This is a genomic window from Streptomyces tyrfis, assembly GCF_037034285.1.
GTDB lineage: Bacteria > Actinomycetota > Actinomycetes > Streptomycetales > Streptomycetaceae > Streptomyces.
Genome location: NZ_JBAGJZ010000012.1, coordinates 148,435 through 173,000, shown reverse-complemented (window position 1 = coordinate 173,000; position 24,566 = coordinate 148,435). Strand labels below are relative to the sequence as shown.

The window sequence follows — 24,566 nt, the reverse complement described above, 5'->3', positions numbered from 1 at the left end:
CAGTAAATTATCCTGCATCCTCGCAAAGTCACCGCGATTCTTCCTGCGTGGAACCGTTGAAGCGACTACTTCCGTCGCTGCCGAGCCTGACCCGCGAACATCGGCCACTGAGTCGCGCCAGGGCCCGCCCATCGGGCCGCCGCCCGCCGCGCGACGACGGCCCGAAGCCGGGCCCGGGCCCCGGGGAGCGGCCGGGCGGGGCCCGGGCGCGCCCACGCACGGATGACGCGCGCGCCGGACGCGGCCGCCGGACGGTAGGACGGACGACCGGGCGTCCGCCCGTCGGGACGCCGGGATGCCGCGGCGCCTCCTGGGTAGGAGCGGCACGCGGAGCACCACCGTCGAAGGAAGCGAGTCGCCTTGTCTTTTCTCACCATCGGTCATCGCGGAGTCATGGGTGTCGAGCCGGAGAACACCCTGCGGTCGTTCGTCCGCGCGGAACGCGCCGGGATGGACGCGATCGAGCTGGACCTGCATCTGAGCAAGGACGGCGCGCTGGCCGTCATGCACGACGCCGATGTGGACCGCACCACCGACGGCAGCGGTCCGATCGCCGCGAAGACCCTCGCCGAGCTGCGTGAACTCGACGCCGGGGAGGGCGAGCGGGTGCCGGTCTTCGAGGAGGTGCTCGACGCCGTGCGCTCCCCCCTGCAGGCGGAGATCAAGGACGCGGCCGCGGCCCGGGCGCTGGCCGAGGTGATGGTGCGGCGCGACCTCGCCGACCGGGTCGAGGTCTCCTCGTTCCACGACGAGGCGGTCGCCGAGATCGCTCGACTGGTGCCGGGGGTGCGGACCGTGCTCATCGCGAGCCGCTGGGACGGCGACGTGGTCGGCCGGGCGAAGGCCGTGGGCGCGGCGACGCTGGCGCTGAACATCCGCCGCCTCACCCTGGAGGTGGTCGAGCGGGCGCACGCCGAGGGGCTGAAGGTCATCGGCTGGGTGGTCAACACCCAGGACCAGCTGCGGCTGGTGCGCGCCCTGCGGCTGGACGGCGCCACCACGGACTACCCGGAGATCCGCCGCACCGGCCGGTTCACCGCCTGATCACCCCGCGGACCGGCCCAGGTCCTTGATCAGGAGCTCGAACGCGAGGTCGTCGCGCTGCGGGATGCCGAAGCGCTCGTCGCCGTACGGGAACGGGCTCATCCTGCCCGTACGGCGGTACCCGCGCCGCTCGTACCAGGCGATGAGCTCCTCGCGCACCGAGATCACGGTCATGTGCATCTCGGAGGCCTCCCAGTCCTGCCGGACGGCGCGTTCGGCCTCGGCGATGACCACCTTGCCGAGACCGGCGCCCTGCAGGTCGGGGCGGACCGCGAACATCCCGAAGTAGGCGGCGTCACCGCGCCGTTCGAGCTGGCAGCAGGCGACGAGCTCCCCGTCGCGCTCCACCGCGAGCACCCTGCTGCCCGCGTCCTCGACTATCCGGCGGACGCCGTCCGGGTCGGTCCGCTGCCCCTGGAGCAGGTCCGCCTCGGTGGTCCACCCGGCCCGGCTGGAGTCCCCCCGGTACGCCGATTCGACCAGCGCCACGAGGGCGGGCACGTCGGCGTCGGCCGCGTCGCGGAACGTCAGCCGTCCCGATTCCCGGGCGGGGGCGGTGTCCATGGCGGCGGGTCTCCGTTCCTCGACTGCGATCGTGCCGCAGCAGCGTAACCCGGACGCCCGCCGGCCCGTGACGCGGCCGCCGTCGCGCTCCCGCCGGGGACGGCGGGCGGGCCCTTAGAGTCCGGTGCATGGTTCATGTGCTGAGCAGCCGGATCCTGCTGCGTCCGACCGATCCCGAACGGTCGCGTGTCTTCTACGGGCGCTCCCTGGGGCTGCCGGTGTACCGGGAGTTCGGAACCGGGCCCGAGCGGGGCACGGTCTACTTCCTCGGCGGCGGCTTCCTGGAGGTCTCCGGGCGCGCGGACGGACCGCCGGAGCCGAGTCTCGCGCTGTGGTTGCAGGTCGCGGACGTCGGGGCCGCGTACGAGGAGGTGTCGGCCCGCGGCGTCGAGGTGCTCCGGCCGCCGGTGCGCGAGCCGTGGGGGCTCGTCGAGATGTGGATCAGGGATCCGGACGGGCACCGGATCGCCGTGGTGGAAGTGCCGGCGGACCATCCGCTGCGGTACCGCCCCTGAGGGCGGGCCGTCGGGGACCGCGCTTCACCGGACGGGGACCGCGCTTCACCGGTCGGGGAGCACGCGCCGGCGCGCGGGGACCGGATGTCAGTGCGCGGCGCGGCTGCGTTCGGCGCAGTCGATCAGCACGGGCAGGGCCCTCGCCAGGTCGCCGTCGTCGTCCGCGAACGGGAGGCGCAGATGGTGGCGGAACCCGTCCACGGCGGAGAAGGCGGGCCCGGGCACGACCAGCACGCCCGCGCGGCGGGCCAGCTGCGCGGTGGCCTCGGCGTCCGTGCCGGGCATCTCCACCCAGAGCGCGGACCCTCCGGCGGGCCGCTCCCACCGCCATCCGGTCCGGTGCGCGCGCAGCAGCCGTTCGGTCTCCGCGAGCCGTTCCCGCAGCCGGGAACGGCGCCGTACACGGGCCTCGGGCAGTTCCCGGAGCAGCCGCACGGCCAGCATCTGCTCGATCACCGGGCAGGACAGGTCGACGGACTTCTTGATGTCGGCCAGTCGGCGGACGACGGTGGCGGAGGCCCGGATCCAGCCCAGCCGCAGGCCGCCCCAGAAGAGCTTCGACAGGGTGCCGACGGTGGCTGTGCCGGCGGAGGGCAGCCGGCCGGCCAGGGAGACGGGCGCCTCGTCGTCGCCGAGGGAGAGCTCCGCGTAGGCGTTGTCCTCGACGGTGTACAGGCCCCGCTCGGTGAGCACGGACGCCCAGGCGCGGCGGGTGGGCTCGTCCATGCCGCGCCCGGTGGGGTTGTGCACGGACGGCTGGAGGTAGACCAGGCGCGGGCGGATGTGCCCGGCCAGCCGGGCCAGTGCGGCGGCGTCGCCGTGGGCGGTGTCCGCGTGCAGCGGCACCAGGCGCGCGCCGCGGGCCCGCAGGGCTTCGAGGGCGCCCCGGTAGGTCGGGTCCTCGACGATCACGGTGTCCCCGGGCTCGACGAGTCCCTGGGTGATCAGCCAGACGGCCTGCTGGGATCCGGCGGTGACCAGGATCTGCTCGGGCGAGGTCGGCAGACCGGCCGAGCGGTGGTACTCGGCGATGGCCTCGCGGAGCTCGGGCAGCCCGTACGGCAGGTATCCGTCGTCGGCGAGCGCGGCGGTGAGGTCGCGGGCGGTCAGGGAGCCCGCCGCGGCGGCGACCTCGGGCAGGCCGTCGAGCGCCCCGCTGGACAGGTCGATGCCCTCGTCCCGGGCGCCGAAGCTGGCCAGCCGCCCCTCGGTGGCCGGTCCGCCGACGCCGCCCGATCCCCGCAGCCGGGAGCCGCTGCCCTGTCTGCTCTCCAGCCAGCCGCCGGCCTCCAGCAGTCCGTACGCGGCCGTCACCGTGGAGCGGCTGACGCCCAGCGCCGTCGCGAGGGCCCGTTGCGAGGGCAGCACGGTGCCGGGCGCGACGTCCCCGCGCTGGGCCAGCTCCCGCAGGGCGTCGGCGAGCAGCTGCGGGAGCGCCCCCGGGCCGCCCCTGGACCATCCGGTCAGCAGGCGCGACAGACGGGTGGGAGGAATGCGGTCCATGCACTCATCATCGCCCGGCGCAGGCCAATTGCCGCCAAGTGGTCTTTGCCGCCCTTTGGCCACCGGCACATGATCGGGAGAACGCCGTTGCAAAGGAGCAGAAGATGGCGACCGTCGTGCTCGTGGGGACACTGGACACCAAGGGAGCGGAGTACGCGTGGCTGTCGGCGCGGCTCCGCGAGTCGGGCTGCGACGTGGTGCTCGTCGACGCGGGCGTGATGCCGCCGCCGCGGGACGCCCCCGCGGGCGACGTCGACGCCGCCGCCGTGGCGCGGCGGGCCGGGCACGACCTGGACGCGCTGCGCGCCGCCGGGGACCGGGGCGCGGCCGTGACCGCCATGGCCGAGGGGGCCGAGCTGGTCGTCGGCGATCTGCACCGGGAGGGGCGGCTGCACGCGGTCCTGACGGTGGCCGGCAGCGGGGGCTCGTCGATCGCCGCGCGGGCGATGCAGGCGCTTCCCCTCGGTGTTCCGAAGCTGCTGGTGTCCACCATGGCGAGCGGGGACGTGTCGCCGTACGTGGGAAGCAGCGACGTCACCATGATGTACAGCGTGGTGGACATCGCGGGCATCAACTCGGTGTCGGCGCTGATCCTGGAGAACGCGGCGGCGGCCGCCGCCGGGATGGCCGTCCGTCACGAGCGGACCCTGAGCCGGCCGCGGCCGCAGGGGCGGCCGCTGATCGGGGCCAGCATGTTCGGCGTGACGACGCCCGCGGTCGACGCGGCCCGGCGGCGGCTGGACGAGCTGGGCTACGAGGTCCTGGTCTTCCACGCCACCGGGGCGGGCGGCCGGGCCCTGGAGAGGCTGGCGGCCGGCGGGTTCCTCGCGGGCGTCCTGGACCTGACCACCACCGAACTCGCGGACGAGCTGGTCGGCGGCGTGCTCAGCGCGGGGCCGGACCGGCTGACCGCGGCGGGCCGGGCGGCACTCCCCCAGGTCGTAGCCCCGGGCGCGCTGGACATGGTCAACTTCGGCGCCCGGGAGACGGTCCCGGAGCGCTTCTCCGGGCGGCGCCTCCTCGTGCACAACCCGACCGTCACCCTGATGCGCACCACCGCCGCCGAGATGGCGGAACTCGGCGCGCTCATGGGGCGGAAGCTGGCCACGGCACAGGGCCCGACGGCGGTCCTGTGGCCATCGGGCGGCGTCTCTGCGGTGGACGCGCCGGGCGGGCCGTTCCAGGACCCGGAGGCCGACGCGGCCGGTCTGGCGGCCCTGCGCACCGCCCTGGAGGGCAGTGCCGTCGAACTGCGCGAGGTGGACGCGCACCTGAACGACCCCGCCTTCGCCGTGGCCGCCGCCGACCGCCTCCACCAGCTGATCGGCGACCGCGCGCGGGCGACGGCGCACGCCGGCCCGCACGGGAGCACGGGCGCCTGAGCCCCGGGCCCCGACGGCCCCGGCGCCGCCCGGACGCCCGACCGGACGAAGCCGACCAGTCCCACCCGAACCCGAATCCGAACCCGACCGAAGGGGAGCCCTTCCATGGACCGCAACCAAGCCCTGGCCCGTCTGACCGCGCAGGTCGCCGCCGGCAAGGCCGTCATCGGCGCCGGCGCGGGCACCGGCCTGTCCGCCAAGTGCGCGGAGGCCGGCGGCGTCGACCTCCTGATCATCTACAACTCCGGCCGCTACCGGATGGCCGGCCGCGGCTCGCTGGCGGGCCTGCTGCCCTACGGCGACGCCAACGCCATCGTGCTGGACATGGCCGGCGAGGTCCTCCCCGTGGTGCGGGACGTCCCGGTGCTGGCCGGGGTGTGCGGCACCGACCCGTTCCGGATCATGGGCAACTTCCTCGACCAGCTGAAGGCCGTGGGCTTCACCGGTGTGCAGAACTTCCCGACGGTCGGCCTCTACGACGGGAAGTTCCGCGAGAACCTTGAGGAGACCGGCATGGGCTTCGGCCTGGAGATCGACATGATCCGCCAGGCCCACGAGCGCGATCTGCTCACCGCCCCCTATGTCTTCGACCCCGAGCAGGCCGCCGAGATGGCGCGGGCCGGCGCGGACGTCCTGGTCCCGCACGTCGGGCTGACCACCAAGGGGTCCATCGGCGCCGCCACCGCGCTGACGCTGGACGAGGCCGCGACGGCCGTGCAGGAGATGCACGACGCCGCCAAGCGCGTCAACCCCGAGATCATCGTGCTCTGCCACGGCGGCCCCATCGCCGAGCCCGAGGACGCGCGCTACGTCCTGGAGCACACCACGGGCATCGCCGGTTTCTTCGGCGCCTCCTCCATGGAGCGGCTTCCCACCGAGCGTGCCATCACGGAACAGGCGCGGGCCTTCAAGTCCCTCACCACCGGCTGACCGGCAGAGCCGGGCGACAGGTCCGGGCGACGCGGTGTGCCGTGGCGTCCCGAACGCCGTGGCACGGCACGGCACACCGCGGCACGGCACAGCACGCCACCAGCGCGCGGAGGGAAACGCTCCCTCCGCGCGCTCCCCTTGTACTCCAGTGCGCCGCGTACGACGGTCCGCGCCCGGGCATCGCCCCAGGGAACCGAACTCGTACGTCCAGGGGGGTGCGTTGTGCACGGACCGGCGACGTCCGGCTGGCTGCTGATGGCGTTGTGCGCGCTGACGGGCGCGTACTGCCTGCTGCGTGCGCGCGGCGAGACCGGGGAGGGGCGCAGGGCGGCGCGCGCCGAGGCGCTGATGGGGTTCGGCATGGCCGCCATGGCGGTGCCCGCGGCCGTCGTGCCCCCGCCCGCGTGGGCCTGGGGCGTGTACGCGGTGCTGTTCGGTGCGGCCTCGTTGCGCGCGTTGTGGTTCTCCCGGCGCGGCGGCCACCATCTGCACCATCTGGTGGGGTCGGCGGCGATGGTCTACATGGCGGTGGCGATGGCCCCGGGCGCCGGGGGCGGCCACGGCGCGCACGGGGGGCACGGCGGGCTCGCCGGAGGGACGGACCACGGCATGGCGGCGACGGCCGGGGGCGTGCCCCTGCTGACCGGGCTGCTGCTGGTCTACTACGCGGTCTATGTGCTGCGGGCGGGCACCCGGTTGATACCGGTGGCCGCGACGGCCGGAGACGCGGGCGGCGAGCCGGTGCCGGGCGGGGGCGGCTGGGTCGCGCGGCCCGAACTGGCCCTGGCCTGCCGGATGACGATGGGGATCGCCATGTTCGCGATGCTGCTCACCGTGTGAGACGGCGCCGGGTCAAACCGTGGTGTACGTCACTTGCCGTGCGCGGCCGTACCGCGGACACCGCGACGCTCATAGGCTGACGCCATGTTGGTCTCCCTCGCGCTGCTGCTGCTCGGCGCACTGGCCGCCGTCGTGACCCCGCGCCTGATGGCGCGGGCCCGCTGGCCGGAGCGGGAGCCCGTGGTCGCGCTGTGGGTGTGGCAGTGCGTGGTGGCCGGGGTGCTGTTGTCCTTCGCGCTGTCCATGACGTTCAGCGCGGCCGCGGCCTGGCAGGCGGTGCGCGGGCATGTGTTCGCCCCGGCCCCGCCGGCCGTGGTGGAGGCGTACGCGCTGGGCGGCCACGGCCGGTGGTCCGCTGCCATGGCCGTGCTGCTGGCGCTGGGCGGGGTGTGGACGGCGGCGATGCTGGCCGTGGAGATCCGCGGCGCCCGGCTGCGCCATCGGCGGCGCAGGGCCGAACTGCTGGTGCGTTCCCCGCCGTTGCCCGGCGAGGAGCCCGGCCGGGGACGGCTCGTGGTGCTGGAGGGAGACCGCCCCGACGCCTGGTGGCTTCCGGGGTCGCCGCCCCAACTGGTCATCACCACCGCCGCGCTGAGCCGCCTGAAGGGGCGTCAGCTGGACGCGGTGCTGGCCCATGAGCAGGGGCACGCAAGGGCCCGGCACGACTGGCTGCTGCACTGCTCCGACGCGCTGGCCACCGGATTCCCGCAGGTGCCGGTGTTCGCGGCCTTCCGCGACGAGATGCACCGGCTGGTCGAACTGGCCGCGGACGATGTCGCGTCGAAGCGGTTCGGGCGGCTGACGACCGCCCTGGCGCTGGTCGAACTCAACGAGGACCGGGGGGTGTTCGGCCCGTCCCGAACGTCCGACGCCCAACTGCCCCTGCGGGTGAACCGACTGCTGACCCCGGCGGAGCGGCTCACGGCGGGCCGTCGGCTCCAGCTGACCGCGGCGGCCGCCCTGGTGCCGGTGGTTCCGCTCCTGGTGGCCTTCGTTCCGGGGCTCAGCGCTCTGCGATAGCCGGGGCCGGGCCATTGCGCGAGGATCGCCTCATGTCGCCCCCGTCTCCCGTCCGGCCGGCCCGTGCGCGGCGCCTCGCCACCCCGTTCGGCGCGGCCTCGGTCTGCGCCTGCCTCGCCGCGGCCCTGCTGGTCCTGGTCGCCGTGCGCTGGTCGCCGCTGATGGCTCTGGACCGCACCGTCGCGCGGGCCCTGCATCGAAGAGCGGTCGTGGAACCCGGCCTCGTCCACGCGAACCGGATCCTGACCGACTGGGTGTGGGATCCCTGGACCATGCGCGCCCTGGTGGCGGCGGCCGTGGTGGTGCTGTGGTGGCGCGGCGCGCGGGTGCTCGCGGGGTGGCTGGCCGTGACCGGCGTGCTGTCCGCCGTCGTGCAGCAGGCGTTGAAGTCCGCGGTCGGCCGGCCGCGGCCGCGGTGGCCGGACCCGGTGGACTCCGCGCACTACGCGGCGTTCCCGTCCGGTCACGCGATGACCGCGACGGTGAGCTGCGTGCTGCTCCTGTGGCTGCTGCGCCGCCGCGGCGCGGGCCGCCGGGTGCGGCGGGCGGCCCTGGCGGTGGCGGCGGTCTCGGTGGTCGGGGTCGGCTTCACCCGGATCTACCTGGGGGTGCACTGGCTGAGCGACGTGGTGGGCGGCTGGCTGCTCGGGGCGGCGCTGGCCGGGTTCGCCGTCGCCGGTTTCGAACGGTTCGAGCGGCACGGGGAGGCGGCCTTGTCCCGGCGTCCCTGAATCGGCCAGGATCGCGGACATGGGAATCAAGGCCGTCCTCTTCGACTTCTCCGGGACGCTCTTCCGCATCGAGCCGGTCCGGTCCTGGCTGCGCGCGGCCCTCACCGAGCGCGGGGTGACGATGGGCGAGGAGGAGTTCGAGCGGTGCGCGCGGGAGCTGGAGGCCGCCGGGGCGCTGCCGGGCGGACCGCCGCCCCGCCGCGTACCCGGCCGTCTCGCCGCGCTGTGGGCCGCCCGGGACGAGAGCGCGGAGCTCCACCGGCAGGCGTACACCGGCCTGGCCCGCCAGGTGGACCTCCCGGATCCGGGGCTGTACGACGCACTGTACGAACGGCAGCGGACGTCCGCCGCCTGGCGGCCGTATCCGGACGCGGCGGAGGTGCTCGGCGCGCTGCGCGACAACGGCGTCCGCGTCGGTGTGGTCAGCAACATCGGCTGGGATCTGCGGCCGGTGTTCCGGGCGCACGGACTGGACCCGCTGATCGACGCCTATGTGCTGTCGTACGAACACGGAGTGCAGAAGCCGGACACGCGCCTCTTCCACACGGCCTGCACACTTCTGGGACAGGATCCGGCGGATGTGGTGATGGTCGGCGACGACCGCCGGGCGGACGGCGGGGCGGCGGCGCTGGGCTGCGACGTGCGGTTCGTGCACCATCTGCCGGTGGAGGAGCGGCCCGACGGGCTGCGGAGGCTCGGGCTGGTGCCGGAGATCACCCGAGGGGACATGTGAGAGATGTCCCCGACACACAATGGGTCTGATTTTCACACCAGGGCCTTAGCCTGTATGCATGTCCCGTTCTCCGTCCCCCTCCGACTCCACGCGTACCGCCGCGGTGGTGAACAAAGAGATCCGTGACCTGTGGCAGCGCTCGAACGGCCGCCTGTCCCCGGAGGACGAGAAGGAGTACCAGCGGCTGCTGGTGGAGTGGGCGGCGGTGACCGGCGGGAGCTCCAGGCCCGCCGCGTGACCCCGGCGCCGGCGTCACCACCGGTACCGCGGCGTTCCGGACGCCGGGGCCCCGCCGGCGGACACGTGGAGCACTCCCCCGACGCGGATCTCGCCCCGGGCGGCCCGTCAGCCGCGCCGCCTGAGCACGATGGCGGCCTCCGCGTCGTACCCCTGGGTCCAGCTGCGCCCCGCGCCCGATCTCCAGGTGACGTGGACGGTGTCTCCGGCGGTCCTGACGCTCTCCACCGTCATGAGCCGGTCGCCCTCCCGCACGTCGCCCGGTCGCAGCTCGCACGCCCTGACCTCGACCGGCCGCGACGCGGGCGCGGCCTCGGCGGCTTCCGCCGCCCGGACGAGCTCCGCCGCCAGCTCCCGGGCACGGGCGGGGGCGCAGACCAGGGAGAGGCTCCCCGAGGGGGCCGCGACCCGGATCCCGACCTCCGCGTCCGCCGCGCTCACCTCCAGGGTCGCGGCTCGCCCTTCACCGTCCTCGACACCACTCGCCATCGCTCCGTGCTCCTCCTGCCCGACGTTCCCGTTCACCGCGCCACGGCCCGGCCCGCGCCGCTGATCAATCCCGTTGCCGCCCGGACCGGCCCCGGATACCGTCCCACACCATGGCGACACCCACCCTGAACACCGAGAGGCTCCGGCTGGAGCCCTACTCTCCCGCCGACGAGGAGACCTTCGTCAAGCTCTTCCAGGACACCCGGGTGTCCCGGTGGATGGGCGACGGCCCCAGCACCGAGGCCGAGGACCGCGCCATGTTCCAGCGCGTCTTCAGCAAGGTGTACGCCCAGGAGCTCTTCGACGTATGGGCGGTGTGGCACGACGGCCGCCTGATCGGGCACGCCGAGATCAAGCCGTCCCAGGACGTGTCCGGCCACGAGATCGTCTACGCCCTGGCCCCGGAGGCGTGGGGGCGCGGCTTCGGCACCGAGATCGCGCGGGCGCTGACCTCGTACGGGTACGACGCCCTCGGGCTCACCGAGGTGCACGCGACGGTGGCCGCCGAGAACACCGCGTCGCTGGTGCTGCTGGACCGGCTCGGGTTCCGGTACGTCCGGGACGTCGTGGAGGACGACGGCAGCGTCACCCGGGTCCTGGTCCGGCCCGCCCCCGGCGGCGCGGACGACGGGCCGTATACGCCGGACGTGCCGCCGGGGGACGCGCCGCATCTCGCCCCGCCCGTCGGCGAGGCGGGGGCGCGGATCGCCGGGAGCCGTCCTGCGGGCCTCCGCCGTGGTCGAGGGGCAGACTGACGCCTGTCCAACACAACGGCGTTTCGGGAGGTTCGGCCATGACCGACGTACTGCTCACCGTGGGCACCCGCAAGGGGCTCTTCATCGGCCGGCGGCGCGGCGGCGTCTGGGAGTTCGACGGCCCGCACTTCAAGGCCCAGGCGGTCGGCTCGGTCGCGATCGACACCCGCCGGACGACGCCCCGGCTGCTGGCCGGCGGGGACAGCGCGCACTGGGGCCCGTCCGTCTTCCACTCCGACGACCTGGGCCGCACCTGGGTCGAGCCCGGACGGCCCGCCGTGAAGTTCCCCGAGTTCACCGGTGCGTCGCTGGAGCGGGTCTGGCAGCTGCACCCGGCGGGCCCCGAGGAGCCGGACGTCGTGTACGCGGGGACGGAGCCGGCCGCGCTCTTCCGTTCCCGGGACGGCGGGGAGTCCTTCGAGCTGAATCGCCCCCTGTGGGAGCATCCGACGCGTTCCGCGTGGGTGCCGGGCGCGGGCGGCGAGGGACTGCACACCGTTCTCACGGACCCGAGGGACCCCCGGTCCGTGACGGTCGCGGTGTCCGCGGCCGGGGTCTTCCGCACCACGGACGGCGGGGCGAGCTGGGCCCCGTCGAACAAGGGCGTGTCGGCGGTCTTCCTGCCCGATCAGCATCCGGTGTTCGGTCAGTGCGTCCACAAGGTGGCCCGGGACGCGGTCGATCCCGACCGCCTCTACCTCCAGAACCACTGGGGCGTGTACCGGAGCGACGACTCCGGGGCCGGCTGGACGGACATCGGCCGCGGCCTGCCCTCCGACTTCGGTTTCGCCATGGCCGCGCACCCGGACCGCGCGGACACCGCGTACGTCTTCCCGATCGACGCCGACTCCGACCGGGTGCCGGCCGGGCGTCGCTGCCGGGTGTTCCGCACCGGCGACGCGGGCCGCACCTGGGAGCCGCTCTCGGCGGGGCTGCCCGAGGAGGCGCACTACGGCACGGTGCTGCGCGACGCGCTGTGCACGGACGACGCACGGCCGGCCGGGGTGTACTTCGGCAACCGCAACGGCGAGCTGTACGCGAGCGCGGACGACGGGGACAGCTGGCGGCGGCTCGCCTCGCACCTCCCGGACGTGCTCTGCGTGCGGGCGGCCGTGATCGACGGGTGACCCCGCGCCCCGGGCCGGCGACACGACGTCCCGCCGTCTTCGGTACGCCCCGTCGTCGGCGGAAGCGGGGCGGCCGCCTCCGCGGGACGCCGCATCACGGCGGCCGACGACCGTCCGGGATCCGCCTCTTCCGGCCATGATCTGCATCGCGCCGCGCGGTGCGAGGCAACCCACGGGTGCGGGTCGCCGTCCTCCCGGGGCGGGGTACCCGAAGATCGTTCCGGTGGTCTCCGGGCTCCCCCGAGCAGATGACCAGGAGGACCACCTTGATTCATGTCTCACGCGTGGCGACCGCCGCCACGGCGTTACTCGCCCTCACCATGGGATGGCCGGAGCCGGCGCACGCCTCGCCGGAGCCGCCCGGCGCGCCCCCGCGGTCCGCCGCCCCCGCGTCGAACGCGACGCCGGGCGGGCCCGCCGGTCCGCTTCCGGCCGGTTGGCGGATCGCCGGCACGGGCACGCACCGGCAGCTCGTCTGGACCGCGCCCCGCGCGGTGCCGATGGGCGACGCCCGGGTCGAGTTCCGCTCCGGGGACCGCCTTCTCGGGCGGCCGGCGGCCGGACGGGACCGGCGTACGTTCCGGCTGGAGCTCGGCGACGCGCACGACGGCCCCATCACGGACCTGAGGGTGCTGGCGGGCGGGCGCCGCCTCGACGCGCCCGGGTCCGACCGGACCGCGGACGCCCGCCGTGCCGCGGCTCCCGACCGGCCGGCGGCCCCGCTGCCCGCGAACGCGGTCGACCCCGGTGTACCGGGCCGCTACCGGACGGTGAGCGGCGAGTACACGCAGCGGGCGGTGCGGCTTCCCGGGTTCGCCGAGCCGGTGGAGATGCGCGCCGTGGTGGTGTCGCCGGTGGGCGCGCCCGGGCGCCGGCCGCTCGCGCTGTTCCTGCACGGCCGTCATTACACGTGCTTCGACGCCGAGGGCGGCCAGGACGCCTCCTGGCCCTGCGAGGCGGGCACGCGGCCGGTACCGAGCCACCGCGGCTATCTCGCCGACCAGAAGCTGCTGGCCTCCCAGGGCTACGTCACCGTCTCGATCTCCGCCAACGGGATAAACGCGCAGGACGACGCCGCTGAGGACGGCGGCGCGCAGGCGCGCTCGTCCCTGGTCCGGCTGCACCTCGCCCGCTGGGCGGACTGGGCCGTGCAGCGGTCCCGGGCGCCCGCGGCCGTGCGCGCGGCGGCGCCGGCCGACCTGTCCCGGGTGCTGCTGGTCGGCCATTCCCGGGGCGGCGAGGGCGTCGACCGGGCGGCTCTCGACAGCCTCTACCGGCCGCCCGCCGACCAGGACGGGTACCGGGGCCCGGTGCGCTGGCGCATACGGGGAACCGTGCTGATAGGTCCCACGCTGTTCGGCCAGAACCCGGCGCCCGACGTGCCGTCCGTGACCGTTCTGCCGGGCTGCGACGGTGACGTGTCCGACCTGCAGGGCCAGATCTACGCCGACGGCACGCGCGGGGTCGGCCGCGGCGCCGCCCTGCACAGCTCGGTCTATGTGATCGGCGCCAACCACAACTTCTTCAACAGCGAGTGGACGCCGGGGCAGGCGGAGGCGCCCGCCGACGACGACTTCTGGGACACGGGCACCCCGGACCGGCTGTGCAGCCCCGGCCGGAAGACGCGGCTGACGGCCCGTCAGCAGCAGGCGGCGGGCGCCACGTACATCGCGGCGGCGGCCCGGCTCTTCATCGGCGGCGACGACCGCGTGCGCCCGCTGCTGGACGGATCGGGCCGGCGTGCCCCCTCCGCCGGCCCCGCCCGCGTCCTGACCCACGCGGTCGGCGGGAACCGCGTACCCGTCTTCCTGCCGGACTCCTCGGCCGCCGTGACGGGCGGCCGGCTCTGCGCGCAGGTGCACACGGATCCGGCCAAAGCCTGTCTGCCGCCCGAAGTCCCGGGCTTCTCACCGCACTTCGCGGAGTGGGAGACCGCGCGGGAACCCGGCCGCCACGCGGTCGCGCTGCGCTGGTCGAAACCGGGGGCCGCGCTGCGGGCGACTCCCGCCCGCCCGGTCTCGCTGGCCGGTTCCGAGGCGCTGGCGCTGCGGCTGATCGTGCCGCCGAACAGCACCGGCACCCTGATGGACGTGTCCGTCACCGATGTCTCGGGCCGCCGGGCGGTCCTCGGCCGGGCCCGGGTCGACGGGCTTCCCGGCACCGGCCGGACCGCGTCCTACTGGGCGCGCGAGGTCCGGGTGCCGCTGTCCGCGGCCGTCCGGGGTGCGGTGGATCTGAAGCGGCTGAAGACCCTGGAGGTGACCCCGCGCAGCCGGTCGGGGAAGGCGTGGCTGATCGACGCGTGGGGCTGGCGGCCCGGCCTGCCGGCGGTGCGCCCGGGCGCGCTGCCCCGCGTCGACATCGGCGGCGCGACGGTCGACGAGGGCGACTCCGGGGTGCGGACGTACCACGTCCCGGTGCGGGTCTCCGGACACGGCAGCGGCCGGGTCCGGCTGTTCGTCGCCGAGCCCGGCACGGACCGGGTCCGGTACCGGACGGTGACCGTGCGCCCGGGCGGGCCCCGTCTGGACGTGCCGATCACGGTGCGCGGCAACACCCGCTTCGGGTACGACGTCACGCACAGGGTGTTCGCCAAGGCGGTCGGCGGCGCGGTCGTCGGCTCCCACCTCGGCGGGCTGACCGTGCGGAACGACGACCCGATGCCCACGTTCGGGGTGACTCCGGTCGCGGACCGTGTCGCCGCCGGTGAGAGCCTGCGCTGGCGGCTGTCGCTCTCCACGCCCGCGGACGTCGACATGGACACGGCCAGTTTTGAGATCCTGCCGGTCACCGACGGGGCGGAGCTGTCCACCCTGGACGTGGACGCGGACTGGCTGAAGGAGAACTTCGGCGAGGCCCCGGACCCGGCCCGGCCGCTCTCCCAGGCGGTGGAAGCCCCGTATCTGGGCGCCGTGGTGCCCGCGGGCGGGACGAGCGTCGAGGTGTCCGTCCCCACCGTCGCGCGCGGGCCGGGCGCGCCCGAGAAGTCGCTGCGGATGCGGCTGGTCGCCTACGACGGCGCAGGGGAGCCGCACGAGGGGCCGGTGTTCACCGGCACCGTGCGCGGCACGCCGTGATCCCCGGCGCCCGACGCCCCTGACCGGGCGGGCGGCGCCGGCCCGAGGCCACGGCCCGGGCCGGCGCCGCCGGTGGGCGACGGGGCGCACCGGCGGCGGCTAGGGGGTGTCCCGTAATCCCTGGCGGGCGTGCGACGACAGCTGCGGCGCCTCGCGGCGTTGTCGGAACGCCCATACGTCCCGTATGCGGGCGCCCCTCCGCCTTGCGATGCACCACATCTGACGCCGCGCGCTGATCCACCACGGATTACGGGACAGCCCTTAGGGCAGCCGCCAGTCCACCGGCTGGGCGCCCTGGCGGAGCAGGAGTTCGTTGGTGCGGCTGAAGGGGCGGGAGCCGAAGAAGCCGCGGTCCGCCGACATCGGCGAGGGATGCGCGGACTCGATCGCCGGGAGGTCGCCGAGGAACGGCCGCAGGTTGCGGGCATCGCGCCCCCACAGCACGGAGACCAGGGGCTTGCCGCGCGCGGCCAGGGCCCGGATCGCCTGCTCGGTGACCTCCTCCCAGCCCTTGCCGCGGTGCGCGGCCGGCTTGCGGGGCGCGGTGGTGAGGGCCCTGTTCAGCAGCAGCACGCCCTGACGCGTCCAGGGCGTCAGATCGCCGTTGGACGGCCGCGGCAGCCCCAGGTCGGTGTGGAGCTCCCGGAAGATGTTCTCCAGGCTGCCGGGCAGCTGACGCACCTCGGGGGCCACGGAGAAGCTCAGCCCCACGGCCATTCCCGGTGTGGGGTAGGGATCCTGACCGACGATCAGGACGCGCACCTCGTCGAAGGGCTGCTGGAACGCGCGCAGGACGTTCGCACCGGCCGGCAGATAGGTGCGGCCGGCCGCGATCTCCGCGCGGAGGAAATCGCCCATGGCGGCAATGCGTCCGGCCACGGGGGCCAGCGCCTCGGCCCAGCCGGGCTCGACTACTTCATTCAAGGGTCGTGGTGCCACGGAACATCACTCTACCGGCGCATCCCTCGCCGCCCCACCGCCCGCTGCCGCCGCCCCGGCCCCGCCTCGCCCCCGGGATCCGGGCTTCCGGCTCCCCCGCGTCCCCGGTCCCCCGGACTTCCGATCCACCTTCCCGCCCGGCCTCCCGGTGATCTTCCGCACGGCCGGTTCCGCCGGCCGCGGCTCGGGATAGGCTGCCGCCGTCATTCCTCCTCGCACTGGAGCCGGTCCATGGGGTCACGCAGACGTTCGCGGCAGGGCGGCGATGTGCGCCGTACCCGTGGGGGACGGCCGTGACGGGGGGCACGCCCTCCGCCGCGACGGGGGCGACGGGGACGGCCGCCGGACGGGGCGCGCCGGGGCCCTTCGTGCTCGGTGTGGACTCAGGCGGTTCCGGGCTGCGGGTGGCGCTGGGCGCCGCGCACGCGGACCGGGCGCTGGACACCGCGGTCCTCGGCGAACCGGTGCGGACCGGGCCGGCGGGAATCGACGCGAACCACCTGCTGGAGCAACTGCTGCCCGTCGCCCGCGACTTGCTGGACCGGCACGGCGCCGACACCGGCTCCGAAGTCGCCGCGGTCGCGATCGGCGCCGCCGGAATGGCCACGCTCGGGGGGCAGTTGCGCGCCGAGCTGCCCTCGGCCCTGGAACGGGCGCTCGGGGTACGGCGGCTGGCCCTGGCCGCCGACGCGGTGACCGCGTACGCCGGTGCGGTGGGGCAGCGCCCCGGCGCGGTGGTGGCGGCGGGCACCGGCCTGATCGCGCTGGGCACGGATCTGACACGCTGGCGCCGGGCCGACGGCTGGGGTCACCTGCTGGGCGACAGCGGCGGAGGCGCCTGGATCGGGCGGGCCGGTCTCGACGCGGCCATGCGCGCGCACGACGGGCGTCGCGGCGGGTCCGCCGCGCTGCTGGCCCGCCTGGAGGCGGTGTTCGGGCCCGCGCCGGAGCTGCCGGGGCTGCTGTATCCGCGCTCCGACCGGCCCGCCGTGCTGGCCTCGTTCGCCCCCGAGGTCGCCGCGTGCGCCGGGCACGACCCGGTCGCCGCGAGCATCCTGCGCGAGGCCGCCGGGCACATCGCGGCGGCGGCCGCGGCGGTGTGCCCGGCGAGCGGCGCCGACGGCGAGCCCTGCGAAGTGGCCCTGACCGGCGGCCTGTTCGGGATGGGCGACGCGCTGCTCGCCCCGCTGCGCGAGGAGTTGGCGCGGCAGCTCCCGCGGGCACGGGCGGTCCCCGGTTCGGGTGATCCGCTGACCGGCGCCCTGTCCGTCGCCCGGGCGCTGGCCGACGGGGATCTGCGGCTCCCCCGTCATCCCACTCTGCTGTGCGTGCCCGGCGACGGGCCTGCGCAATGACCTCGGGCGGGCAAGGCGGGGAGCAGGACAGTCGGCCGCTGGGACCCGCATCGGATAAATGCGGACAGATGACGCCTGACTGGGCCCTCCCCGAACGGGGAGGTACCCGAAACCAGTAGCATGCGGCGCCATGAGCACCCCCACTGGGCCCGCTTCCGGCCTGCCTGTACGTATGCCGCGACCTCGCCAGTCCGGACGGCACCGCCGCCCGGAGCCCGTGGTCGCACCCGAGGGCGCCTCGGCGCTCGTTCTCGCCGTTCCCGGTGCCCCTTCCCCGACCACGCGCGCGCTGGCCGAGGAAGTGATCAGCATCGCCCGTTCCGAGCTGCCGGGCCTGAACGCCCGGATCGGCTATCTGGACGGCGACGACGCGGAGTTCCCCGGGCTCTCCTCGGTCCTCGCCGACAACGCGGCGGAACGGGTCGCGCGCTTCGAGCAGGCGCGGGCCGCCGGCCGTGAGGTCGCCGAGCCGGAGGGGCCGTCGGCCGTCGTGGTGCCGCTGCTCGCGGGCCCGGACAGCGCCCTGATCCGGCGGATACGGCAGGCCGTGATGGACAGCGGCACCCAGGTGGAGCTGACGGACGTGCTCGGCCCCCACCCGCTGCTGGCCGAGGCGCTCCACGTCCGCCTGTCCGAGGCCGGTCTGGCCCGTGCCGACCGCGCCCGGCTGTTCACCGTGGCGACGGCCGCCGACGGCATCGTGCTGGCGACGGTGGGCGGCGAGGAGGCCGTGCAGGCCGCCGGGATCACCGGCATGCTGCTCGCGGCCCGGCTGGCGGTCCCGGTGATGGCCGCGGCCCTCGACGTGGACGGTTCCGTGGCGTCGGTGGCCGAGCAGCTGACGGAGTCGGGCTCGGCGCAGCTCGCGCTGGCGCCGTACCTCGTCGGCCCCGAGGTGCCGGAGGGGCTGCTCGACCTCGCCGCGAAGGAGGCGGGCTGCGCGACGGCGGAGCCGCTCGGCGCCTACCCGGCCATCGGCAAGCTCGTGCTGTCGATGTACATGACGGCGCTCGGCATCACGCCGGCCGTGGCGCAGGGCGCCCCGGTGCGCTGAACCCGGGCCGGCGCCGGGCCTGCCCGGCACGGCCGCCGCTCACGGCCGATCGCCGGACGGACCCGGAGAGAGCCGGGCCGGTCCGGCGATCGGCCGTAAGCGGGGCTGGTGCGGTGCGGGCGCGGTGGACGGGATCGGCCGTCAGGCGAAGACCACGCAGGACGCGGCGGGGACGTCCAGCGAGCCGGCTCGGCGCGGGATCCCGGTCTCCGGGTCGACGGCGAACCAACTGACGTTGCCGGACCGTTCGTTGGCGGCGTACAGCCACCGGCCGGTGGGGTCGAGCGCGAGGTCGCGCGGCCAGCGTCCGTCGCAGTCCATGGTCGTGACGGTCCTGGCCTCGTCCCCGTCCGGGCCGAGGGCGATGACGGAGATGCTGTCGTGCCCCCGGTTCGCGGTCCAGAGGAACCGGCCGTCGTGCGAGACGACCACCTCGGACGGGTAGATCACCAGGTCGTCGTCGGCCTCGGCGCCCGCGGGCAGCACGGCCGTCTCCCCGACCGGCTCCAGGACGCCGGCGGCGGCGTCCCACCGGCACACGGTGACGGTCGGTTCGAGCTCGTTCAGGACGTAGGCGTGGCGGCCCCCGGGGTGGAAGGCGAGGTGACGCGGGCCCGTGCCCGGCCGCAGGGCCGTCTCGCCGTGCAGGCGCAGCGTGCCGGCGGCGGCGTCGAGCGCACAGATCCGCACGGAGTCGGTCCCGAGGTCCACGCTGAGCACCCAGGCCCCCGAGGGATCGGGCAGCACCTGGTGGGCGTGCGGGGCCCGCTGGCGGTCGGAGTCCGGGCCGCTGCCCTCGTGCCGGAGCACGGAGCGGACGGGACCGACGGAGCCGTCGGCCAGCAGGGACAGAGCGGTGACGCTGCCGGAGCCGTAGTTGGCGGTGAGCAGATGTCCTGCGGCGAGCGCCAGATGGGTCGGGCCCTCGCCGTCCACGGGGCGGATCGCGCCGATCGTCCGCGGCGCGTCGCCGGTGACGTCGAGGGCGGCGGCCGCGCCCCGCTCGGTCTCGCTGACCGCGTAGAGCACTCCGGCGTCCGGACCCGGTCCGTCGCCGACGGCGAGGTAGGAGGGATCGGGGACGGCGTCCGTCGAGCCGAGGGCGGTCAGCGTCCCGGTCTCCGGGTCCACGGCGGCGGCGGTGATGCCGAGCCCGCCCGCCGAGGTGAACGATCCGATGTATGCCCGGCCCGCGCCGCCGCCCTTCGCACCGCTTGTCACCGACTGCCCCTCTCCGCCGGCCGACCACGGCCGTGCGCGCCGTTCCGATCTCGCTGGGACGACGTTAGCAGCCGATCCGTCTAGGTCTAGACCAGGATGGCGGCGGGCCGTACGATCCCGGGCCGGCCCCTCACACGCCGATGAGCGGCGCGCCGGGCGCGCTGCGCAGCGGCGCGGCGAGTTCGGCCAGGGCCCGTTCCAGGCCGTGCAGATGGGCGAGGGCGGGCCCCGCCGCGGCGGCGGGCGACGGGACGCCGGGAACGTCCGCCCGCCGTGCCGGGTCCGGGGCGGTCAGCGCCTCCACGGACGCCTCGACACGCCAGCACGCGGCGGCGAGCCGGGCGTCGTGGGACGCCTCCGGGTCCGCGGCGACGGAGGCGAGACCGCGCACCTCCCGGGCGCACGTGTCGAGCAGGGCGAGCACCTGCCGGGCCCTGGCCCGGCGGGCGCGCAGCGGGCTCAGCGGGTGCACCAGCGGCGCCAGCGACGTCCTCACCCGGCCCAGGAGCGCCTCCAGTTCCGCGATCCGGGGCGCGGGGTCGGCGGTCGCCGAGCCGGCCAGGCGTGCCGCGGCCTCCGCGGTGCAGGCGTGCACGCAGCGCAGGGCCCGCTGGATCCAGGCGTCGGTCGTGGCGTGCGTGGTGACCGGCAGGATCAGCAGGACCGCGAGCGCGGCGCCCAGCGCCCCGGCGGCGGTCTCGGTGACCCGCAGCAGGAGCAGGGCCGGATCGAGCACGCCGAGCAGGCCGTAGAGCGCCCCGGCCATCACCGTCACGGAGAGCATCATCCAGGTGTACGAAACCGGGGCGGTGTAGAAGATCCCGAAGACCCCCAGGGCGACGACGACCGCGCTGGGCACGGCCGCCCCGTGCAGCGGCACGACGACGGCCAGTCCGACGGGGAGGCCGATCAGCGTGCCGAGGACCCTGCGGAAGCCGCGTACCAGTGTCTCGCCGCGCGAGGCGGTGTTGACGAAGACCCACCAGGCCGCGCCGACGGCCCAGTACCAGCGCTGTTCGGACAGCAGCTGCCCCGCCGCGAGCGCGAGCACCCCGCCGACCGTCGCCTGGAGCGCCTGCCGGGTGGTGACCCGGGCCAGTCCCCGGCCGGGCGCCGGGGCCGGTGCGGCGACGGGCCGCCGTCGCTCGTAGCACCACAGGCCGAAGCGGACGGCCGACGAGGCGAGCAGGGAGAGCGCGACGGCGGAGTACAGCTCGGGGAGCTGCCCCGGCAGGGTGTGGAGGAACTGCGCGGTGAAGAAGGCCATGAACGCGAAGACGCCCAGCGAGTGACCGCGCGGCCCCCAGCGCCGCGCGTACACCCCGAGGCCCATGACGGCGAGGAACGCCGCACCCCGCGCGACCGGGTGGTCGTGGAGGGCGGCGGCGAGCGCGAGCACCGGGAAGCCCGCGACGGGCAGCAGCGCGGTGGTGACGGCCTGGCCGCGCACCGTGGGATCCAGCACGGTGAACAGCGCGAGCAGCGCGGCGAGCCCGCCCGTGATCGCCGCGACGAGCGAATGGCCCGCCAGACCGCACACGGTGACGGCGAGTCCGATGCCGAGGACGGCCCTGAGTCCGCTGCGCAGCCGCAGTCGGCCCGGGTCCGGGGAGACGAACATCCTCTTCAGCACCACTGGCTCCCGTTTCGTGCGCCGTCGGGCGCACCGGCATGAAAAAGGCGCCGCGGAGATCCGCAGCGCCATCGACGGGTACATCACAGCACCCCGGGAACCCATGGCTCAACCGAGCGGAGATCGACTGTGCCATTGGCCCAGCGAACGGCCATCGGGCTGGACCAGAAGTGGGCCAACGGACCGACCGGGGCCGGGGCCGCCGTCGGCCGGCGTCCTGGGGTGGGCCGCGCACCGGGCCCCCGCTCCCGGTCCGCCGCCGGCCCGGCGGGCGGACTCGGAAGGCCCGGCGCTGGCCCGGCGGACGGGTTCGGAAGACGGGGAGGACGCGAAGGGCCCTGCGGGCTCCGCGGACTCCACGGCGGCCAGCCGGGAGGACCGCCGTCCCCCGGAGCCCCGCCCTGCCCCGTTCGGCGGCGCGCGTCTCGGCTGCGCACGCCTCAGGGGGTGTCCCGGGCGGGCGGCTCCGCCGGAGCCACGGGACGCCCCGCGCGGGCGACGGCGCTCCTCCCCCGCGCCCGTCCCCGCTCGCAGCCCCGGAACGCCGCCCAGCAGATCAGCAGGGCCACCGCGAACGCGGGCAGCCAGGCCAGCCGGGCCAGGACCCAGTCGGGGCCGTCGGGGACGGTGTGCAGGCCGGGCAGGGGGCCGCCGCCCAGCAGCAGACCGGTCGCGGTGACCACGATCATCGCGGTCTGGTGCCACAGGAATATCGTCATCGCGGAGACGTTCGCCAGCGCCACCGCCGCCCAGACCGCCGGGCGGCGCAGCACCCGGCGCAACGGCGCGAGGAGCAGCAGCGCCGCCCCGCACTGGGCGAGTCCGAAGGCGACGGCGGCCAGGGTCGGCGGATCGAGGTTGGATATCGCCTGGCCGGGCACGCCGACCATGGTCGCGGGATAGCCGGCCCACAGGACGAGTGCGGCGGTGGCGGCGGACCCGCCCAGCAGCAACGTCCATCCGGTCCGGCGGCCGAGGAGTTCGCCCCGGGCCCGGGCCGCGCCCAGGCAGTACGGAACCAGCCAGCCCGCCACCACGTTGACCGTGCCGAGGCCGCCGGGCGCGTCCAGGCCGAACCGGTAGAGGTCGACGATCAGGACGGCGGCGAGCGGCCAGAGCGGATGCACCCGCGCCACCAGCGGGGTCGCCGCCGTGAGCAGCGCGAAGACCGCCAGGAACCAGAGCGGTGACCACACCAGCCGGCAGAGGGTGAGCACGGTGTCCTGGTCGACGCCGAGGACGAGCATCGCTCCCGCCGCCATGGCCCATACCGGCAGCACGACGGTCACCGGGCGCAGCAGCCGGGCCAGCCGCCCGCGCAGCCACCGGCCGTAGCTCTCCCCGCGGGCGCGGGCGGACGCGTGGCCGCGTGCGGCGACCTGCCCGCCGACCACGAAGAACACCGCCAGCGTCTGGAACACCCAGGAGACCGGGGCGAGTCCGGGCAGGTACCGCAGGGGGCTGGCTCCGTGCAGGCTGCCGCTGTCGGCGACCAGCGCGGTGACCAGCCAGTGGCCGAGGACCACGCCGAGGATGGCGAGGGCGCGCAGCGCGTCGACGGCGCGGTCGCGGCCGGCGGGGGTGGCGGCGTCGATCCGCCGGGCGAGGTCACCCATGACGCCCTCCCCCGGGGGCCTGGGCGGGGACCGTTCCGGCGACGATCCGCGCCATGTTCCTCAGCGGTACGGAGCCGGGGGCCAGGTAGTCGCTGTGTCCGCCGTCGCCCGCCGCGAAGGGCCGGGCGCCGAACGCGGGCGCGACCGGGTCGGCGCCGAAGCCGATGTCGGCGAACGGCAGTCGGAGCCTCACATGGGGCACGTCGGCGATCCAGTCGTCGGCGCCCCGGCCCGCCCAGACGGTGGCCGGGGTGCGCAGGTCGGCGGCGTTCGCGTAGCCGGTGCCGGGGCTTCCGTACAGGACGATGTCCGCGACCCGCAGCCCGTGCGCGGCCCTGGCGCAGACGACGGAGCCGTAGGAGTGGCACAGCAGGGTGGTCCGGGCGCCGGGTGCGATCCGGCGCAGTTCGCCGACGAGTTCCCTCAGTGCGGGCGCGGCCCCGTCGGCGCGGTCCGGGGTCAGCGCGGCCGGGCTCGCCGTCGCCGGGGTGCGGTAGCCGAGCCAGGCGACGACGGCCGAGCTGCCGCCGAGTTCCTCGCCGAGGGCCCGGCCGCCGTCGCGCAGCCGCCGCTGGTGGTCGACGTCGATGCCCGCCCCGGGGACCAGCACGGCGATCCGCCGCGCGTGCGCGAGGTCGCCGAAGACCTCGGTGAAGCGGCCCCCGTCGCGGCCGTCGAAGGAGAGGAGGCGGCGCCCCGGGTCCGCCATGGCGCGCAGCGCGGCGGCCCGCCCGCGGTCGCCGTGGGCGGCGGCGGCCCGCTCGGCGGCCCGGACGTCCGCGCGGGTCTCGGCGTAGCGCTCGGCGAGGGCCCCGGGGCCGGCGGTGCGCAAGGGGCCCCGGACGGCCGGGGCCGGTGCGGGCACGTCGGCGGGCCCGGCGGCTCCCGCGACCGGCAGCGCCACGGAGGCGGCCGCCAGTGCGGCGAGCACCCCGCGGCGCAGGCGGGAGACGCGCGGTTGGGACGACATGTGGTGTGTTTCCTTCCGTACCGGACGGCCTGGAGGCCATCGGTACCGAAGCTAGGGACGCCGCTTCGTAGTCGGCGTCCCGCCGGGGCGTGAAGCCGTTTCGTAGCCCCGGGGGACTAGGGGTATGACGGGGGCGGCCGGGCGCCGTCCGATCTGTCCGGGCACGGGCGCTGACGGGCCATTGGTACAGTCGCAGCCGGATCGTCCCGGAGGAGGCCGACGGACATGGCGGTGGACGCCCTCGACACCCGCATCCTGCGGTTGCTCATCGAGCGGCCGCGGACCAGCGTCCGCGAGTACGCGCGCATCCTCTCCGTCGCGCGGGGCACCCTCCAGGCGCGTATCGACCGGCTGGAGCGGACCGGTGTGATCACCGGCACGGGGCCGGTCCTGTCCCCCGCCGCGCTGGGCCATCCGGTGCTGGCCTTCGTTCATCTGGAGGTCACCCAGGGGCACTTGGACGAGGTCGGCGAGGCGCTCGCGGCGGTGCCGGAGATCGTCGAGGCGTTCTCGACCACGGGCGGCGGAGATCTGCTGGCCCGGGTGGTGGCACGTGACAACGGGCATCTGGAGGACGTCATCCAGCGGCTGATCCAGCTGCCCGGCGTGGTGCGCACCCGCACCGAGGTGGCCCTGCGCGAGCGGGTGCCGCACCGGCTGCTGCCGCTGGTGGAGTCGGTGGGCCGGGCGGCCGGCCCGGGGCCGTCCGCCGCCGCGGGGCAGGGCTCCGGGCGGCGCTGACGCCGCGCGGGCGGGCCGGTTGGGCCGGGCGCCGCCCCCCGGGAATCCGCAGGGAACGCCGGCCGACGGGGCGGGAGGGGGATCCGCCGG

Annotated in this window: 22 protein-coding genes and 1 pseudogene; 15 read left to right on the top strand and 8 right to left on the bottom strand. The window is 75.7% G+C overall.

Annotated elements, in window-relative coordinates:
* Window positions 1-360 precede the first annotated feature (360 nt).
* Window positions 361-1,044 carry a glycerophosphodiester phosphodiesterase gene (locus WA762_RS12295; RefSeq protein ID WP_335935564.1) on the top strand — a complete coding sequence of 228 codons (684 nt, stop codon included), beginning with the start codon at window positions 361-363 and terminating at the stop codon, window positions 1,042-1,044.
* Here the strand turns inward: WA762_RS12295 and WA762_RS12290 are convergent, their stop codons facing one another.
* Window positions 1,045-1,608, bottom strand: coding sequence for a GNAT family N-acetyltransferase (locus tag WA762_RS12290; RefSeq protein WP_335935563.1), 564 nt, complete (start codon window positions 1,606-1,608; stop codon window positions 1,045-1,047).
* Between the two features lie 128 nt (window positions 1,609-1,736).
* Between WA762_RS12290 and WA762_RS12285 the strand changes: the two genes are divergently transcribed.
* A complete protein-coding gene (locus tag WA762_RS12285) occupies window positions 1,737-2,123 on the top strand; it encodes a VOC family protein (protein WP_335935562.1) in 387 nt (128 codons plus the stop codon).
* Between the two features lie 87 nt (window positions 2,124-2,210).
* Here the strand turns inward: WA762_RS12285 and WA762_RS12280 are convergent, their stop codons facing one another.
* Window positions 2,211-3,626, bottom strand: a complete 1,416-nt coding sequence (locus tag WA762_RS12280) for an aminotransferase-like domain-containing protein (RefSeq protein ID WP_335935561.1) — start codon at window positions 3,624-3,626, stop codon at window positions 2,211-2,213.
* A gap of 104 nt (window positions 3,627-3,730) precedes the next feature.
* On the opposite strand from WA762_RS12280, the gene WA762_RS12275 reads away from it, so the two are divergent.
* From WA762_RS12275 to WA762_RS12245, 7 genes are all read left to right on the top strand, one after another.
* Entirely contained in the window at window positions 3,731-5,008 is a 1,278-nt protein-coding gene (locus WA762_RS12275; RefSeq protein ID WP_335935560.1) for a Tm-1-like ATP-binding domain-containing protein, read from the top strand.
* Window positions 5,009-5,113: 105 nt separating this feature from the next.
* On the top strand, window positions 5,114-5,938 hold the full coding sequence (locus WA762_RS12270) for a phosphoenolpyruvate hydrolase family protein (protein WP_335935559.1): 825 nt from the start codon (window positions 5,114-5,116) through the stop codon (window positions 5,936-5,938).
* Window positions 5,939-6,160: 222 nt separating this feature from the next.
* Complete coding sequence (locus WA762_RS12265; protein ID WP_335935558.1) at window positions 6,161-6,778, top strand: DUF5134 domain-containing protein; 618 nt, start codon at window positions 6,161-6,163, stop codon at window positions 6,776-6,778.
* Between the two features lie 84 nt (window positions 6,779-6,862).
* Window positions 6,863-7,798 (top strand): M56 family metallopeptidase, encoded by a 936-nt coding sequence (locus tag WA762_RS12260; RefSeq protein ID WP_335935557.1) that lies wholly within the window; start codon window positions 6,863-6,865, stop codon window positions 7,796-7,798.
* Between the two features lie 32 nt (window positions 7,799-7,830).
* On the top strand, window positions 7,831-8,529 hold the full coding sequence (locus WA762_RS12255) for a phosphatase PAP2 family protein (protein WP_335935556.1): 699 nt from the start codon (window positions 7,831-7,833) through the stop codon (window positions 8,527-8,529).
* A 19-nt stretch (window positions 8,530-8,548) separates the two neighbouring features.
* The gene (locus WA762_RS12250; RefSeq protein ID WP_335935555.1) at window positions 8,549-9,262 is read left to right on the top strand and encodes an HAD family hydrolase; all 714 of its coding nucleotides are present in this window, start codon (window positions 8,549-8,551) and stop codon (window positions 9,260-9,262) included.
* Window positions 9,263-9,320: 58 nt separating this feature from the next.
* Window positions 9,321-9,500, top strand: a complete 180-nt coding sequence (locus tag WA762_RS12245; protein ID WP_335935554.1) for a hypothetical protein — start codon at window positions 9,321-9,323, stop codon at window positions 9,498-9,500.
* Between the two features lie 107 nt (window positions 9,501-9,607).
* Here WA762_RS12245 and WA762_RS12240 read toward each other — a convergent pair whose 3' ends face one another.
* Window positions 9,608-9,988: a hypothetical protein gene (locus tag WA762_RS12240; RefSeq protein WP_335935553.1), complete on the bottom strand. Its 381-nt coding sequence runs from the start codon at window positions 9,986-9,988 to the stop codon at window positions 9,608-9,610.
* A gap of 110 nt (window positions 9,989-10,098) precedes the next feature.
* Here WA762_RS12240 and WA762_RS12235 point away from each other — a divergent pair.
* The 3 genes and pseudogenes from WA762_RS12235 to WA762_RS12225 all read left to right on the top strand — a co-directional run.
* A pseudogene (locus WA762_RS12235) lies at window positions 10,099-10,593 on the top strand (GNAT family N-acetyltransferase); the annotation flags it as partial.
* Window positions 10,594-10,781: 188 nt separating this feature from the next.
* A complete protein-coding gene (locus tag WA762_RS12230; protein ID WP_335935552.1) occupies window positions 10,782-11,870 on the top strand; it encodes a WD40/YVTN/BNR-like repeat-containing protein in 1,089 nt (362 codons plus the stop codon).
* 266 nt (window positions 11,871-12,136) lie between these two features.
* Window positions 12,137-14,947, top strand: a complete 2,811-nt coding sequence (locus WA762_RS12225) for a hypothetical protein (RefSeq protein ID WP_335935551.1) — start codon at window positions 12,137-12,139, stop codon at window positions 14,945-14,947.
* A gap of 261 nt (window positions 14,948-15,208) precedes the next feature.
* Here WA762_RS12225 and WA762_RS12220 read toward each other — a convergent pair whose 3' ends face one another.
* Window positions 15,209-15,886 carry a uracil-DNA glycosylase gene (locus WA762_RS12220; RefSeq protein ID WP_335935550.1) on the bottom strand — a complete coding sequence of 226 codons (678 nt, stop codon included), beginning with the start codon at window positions 15,884-15,886 and terminating at the stop codon, window positions 15,209-15,211.
* 377 nt (window positions 15,887-16,263) lie between these two features.
* On the opposite strand from WA762_RS12220, the gene WA762_RS12215 reads away from it, so the two are divergent.
* Both WA762_RS12215 and WA762_RS12210 read left to right on the top strand, forming a co-directional pair.
* Complete coding sequence (locus WA762_RS12215) at window positions 16,264-17,241, top strand: N-acetylglucosamine kinase (protein WP_335935549.1); 978 nt, start codon at window positions 16,264-16,266, stop codon at window positions 17,239-17,241.
* A 130-nt stretch (window positions 17,242-17,371) separates the two neighbouring features.
* On the top strand, window positions 17,372-18,295 hold the full coding sequence (locus WA762_RS12210; RefSeq protein ID WP_335935548.1) for a sirohydrochlorin chelatase: 924 nt from the start codon (window positions 17,372-17,374) through the stop codon (window positions 18,293-18,295).
* A 141-nt stretch (window positions 18,296-18,436) separates the two neighbouring features.
* On the opposite strand, the gene WA762_RS12205 is transcribed toward WA762_RS12210, so the two are convergent.
* The 4 genes from WA762_RS12205 to WA762_RS12190 all read right to left on the bottom strand — a co-directional run bounded on the left by WA762_RS12205 (window position 18,437) and on the right by WA762_RS12190 (window position 23,735).
* Entirely contained in the window at window positions 18,437-19,516 is a 1,080-nt protein-coding gene (locus tag WA762_RS12205) for a lactonase family protein (protein WP_335935547.1), read from the bottom strand.
* Between the two features lie 130 nt (window positions 19,517-19,646).
* The gene (locus tag WA762_RS12200; protein ID WP_335935546.1) at window positions 19,647-21,149 is read right to left on the bottom strand and encodes an FUSC family protein; all 1,503 of its coding nucleotides are present in this window, start codon (window positions 21,147-21,149) and stop codon (window positions 19,647-19,649) included.
* Window positions 21,150-21,589: 440 nt separating this feature from the next.
* The gene (locus WA762_RS12195; protein ID WP_335935545.1) at window positions 21,590-22,765 is read right to left on the bottom strand and encodes an acyltransferase family protein; all 1,176 of its coding nucleotides are present in this window, start codon (window positions 22,763-22,765) and stop codon (window positions 21,590-21,592) included.
* The gene (locus WA762_RS12190; protein WP_335935544.1) at window positions 22,758-23,735 is read right to left on the bottom strand and encodes an alpha/beta hydrolase; all 978 of its coding nucleotides are present in this window, start codon (window positions 23,733-23,735) and stop codon (window positions 22,758-22,760) included. Before WA762_RS12190 ends, WA762_RS12195 begins: the two co-directional genes overlap by 8 nt.
* A 225-nt stretch (window positions 23,736-23,960) precedes the next feature.
* Between WA762_RS12190 and WA762_RS12185 the strand changes: the two genes are divergently transcribed.
* Window positions 23,961-24,476, top strand: coding sequence for an Lrp/AsnC family transcriptional regulator (locus WA762_RS12185; protein WP_335935543.1), 516 nt, complete (start codon window positions 23,961-23,963; stop codon window positions 24,474-24,476).
* Window positions 24,477-24,566 lie beyond the last annotated feature (90 nt).

Coding starts and splice junctions, on each gene's coding strand:
- WA762_RS12290 (WP_335935563.1), bottom strand. CDS start 1,608: ATGGACACCGCCCCCGCCCGGGAATCGGGACGGCTGACGTTCCGCGAC.
- WA762_RS12250 (WP_335935555.1), top strand. CDS start 8,549: ATGGGAATCAAGGCCGTCCTCTTCGACTTCTCCGGGACGCTCTTCCGC.
- WA762_RS12280 (WP_335935561.1), bottom strand. CDS start 3,626: ATGGACCGCATTCCTCCCACCCGTCTGTCGCGCCTGCTGACCGGATGG.
- WA762_RS12195 (WP_335935545.1), bottom strand. CDS start 22,765: ATGGGTGACCTCGCCCGGCGGATCGACGCCGCCACCCCCGCCGGCCGC.
- WA762_RS12240 (WP_335935553.1), bottom strand. CDS start 9,988: ATGGCGAGTGGTGTCGAGGACGGTGAAGGGCGAGCCGCGACCCTGGAG.
- WA762_RS12260 (WP_335935557.1), top strand. CDS start 6,863: ATGTTGGTCTCCCTCGCGCTGCTGCTGCTCGGCGCACTGGCCGCCGTC.
- WA762_RS12245 (WP_335935554.1), top strand. CDS start 9,321: ATGTCCCGTTCTCCGTCCCCCTCCGACTCCACGCGTACCGCCGCGGTG.
- WA762_RS12255 (WP_335935556.1), top strand. CDS start 7,831: ATGTCGCCCCCGTCTCCCGTCCGGCCGGCCCGTGCGCGGCGCCTCGCC.
- WA762_RS12285 (WP_335935562.1), top strand. CDS start 1,737: ATGGTTCATGTGCTGAGCAGCCGGATCCTGCTGCGTCCGACCGATCCC.
- WA762_RS12190 (WP_335935544.1), bottom strand. CDS start 23,735: ATGTCGTCCCAACCGCGCGTCTCCCGCCTGCGCCGCGGGGTGCTCGCC.
- WA762_RS12210 (WP_335935548.1), top strand. CDS start 17,372: ATGAGCACCCCCACTGGGCCCGCTTCCGGCCTGCCTGTACGTATGCCG.
- WA762_RS12275 (WP_335935560.1), top strand. CDS start 3,731: ATGGCGACCGTCGTGCTCGTGGGGACACTGGACACCAAGGGAGCGGAG.
- WA762_RS12185 (WP_335935543.1), top strand. CDS start 23,961: ATGGCGGTGGACGCCCTCGACACCCGCATCCTGCGGTTGCTCATCGAG.
- WA762_RS12270 (WP_335935559.1), top strand. CDS start 5,114: ATGGACCGCAACCAAGCCCTGGCCCGTCTGACCGCGCAGGTCGCCGCC.
- WA762_RS12230 (WP_335935552.1), top strand. CDS start 10,782: ATGACCGACGTACTGCTCACCGTGGGCACCCGCAAGGGGCTCTTCATC.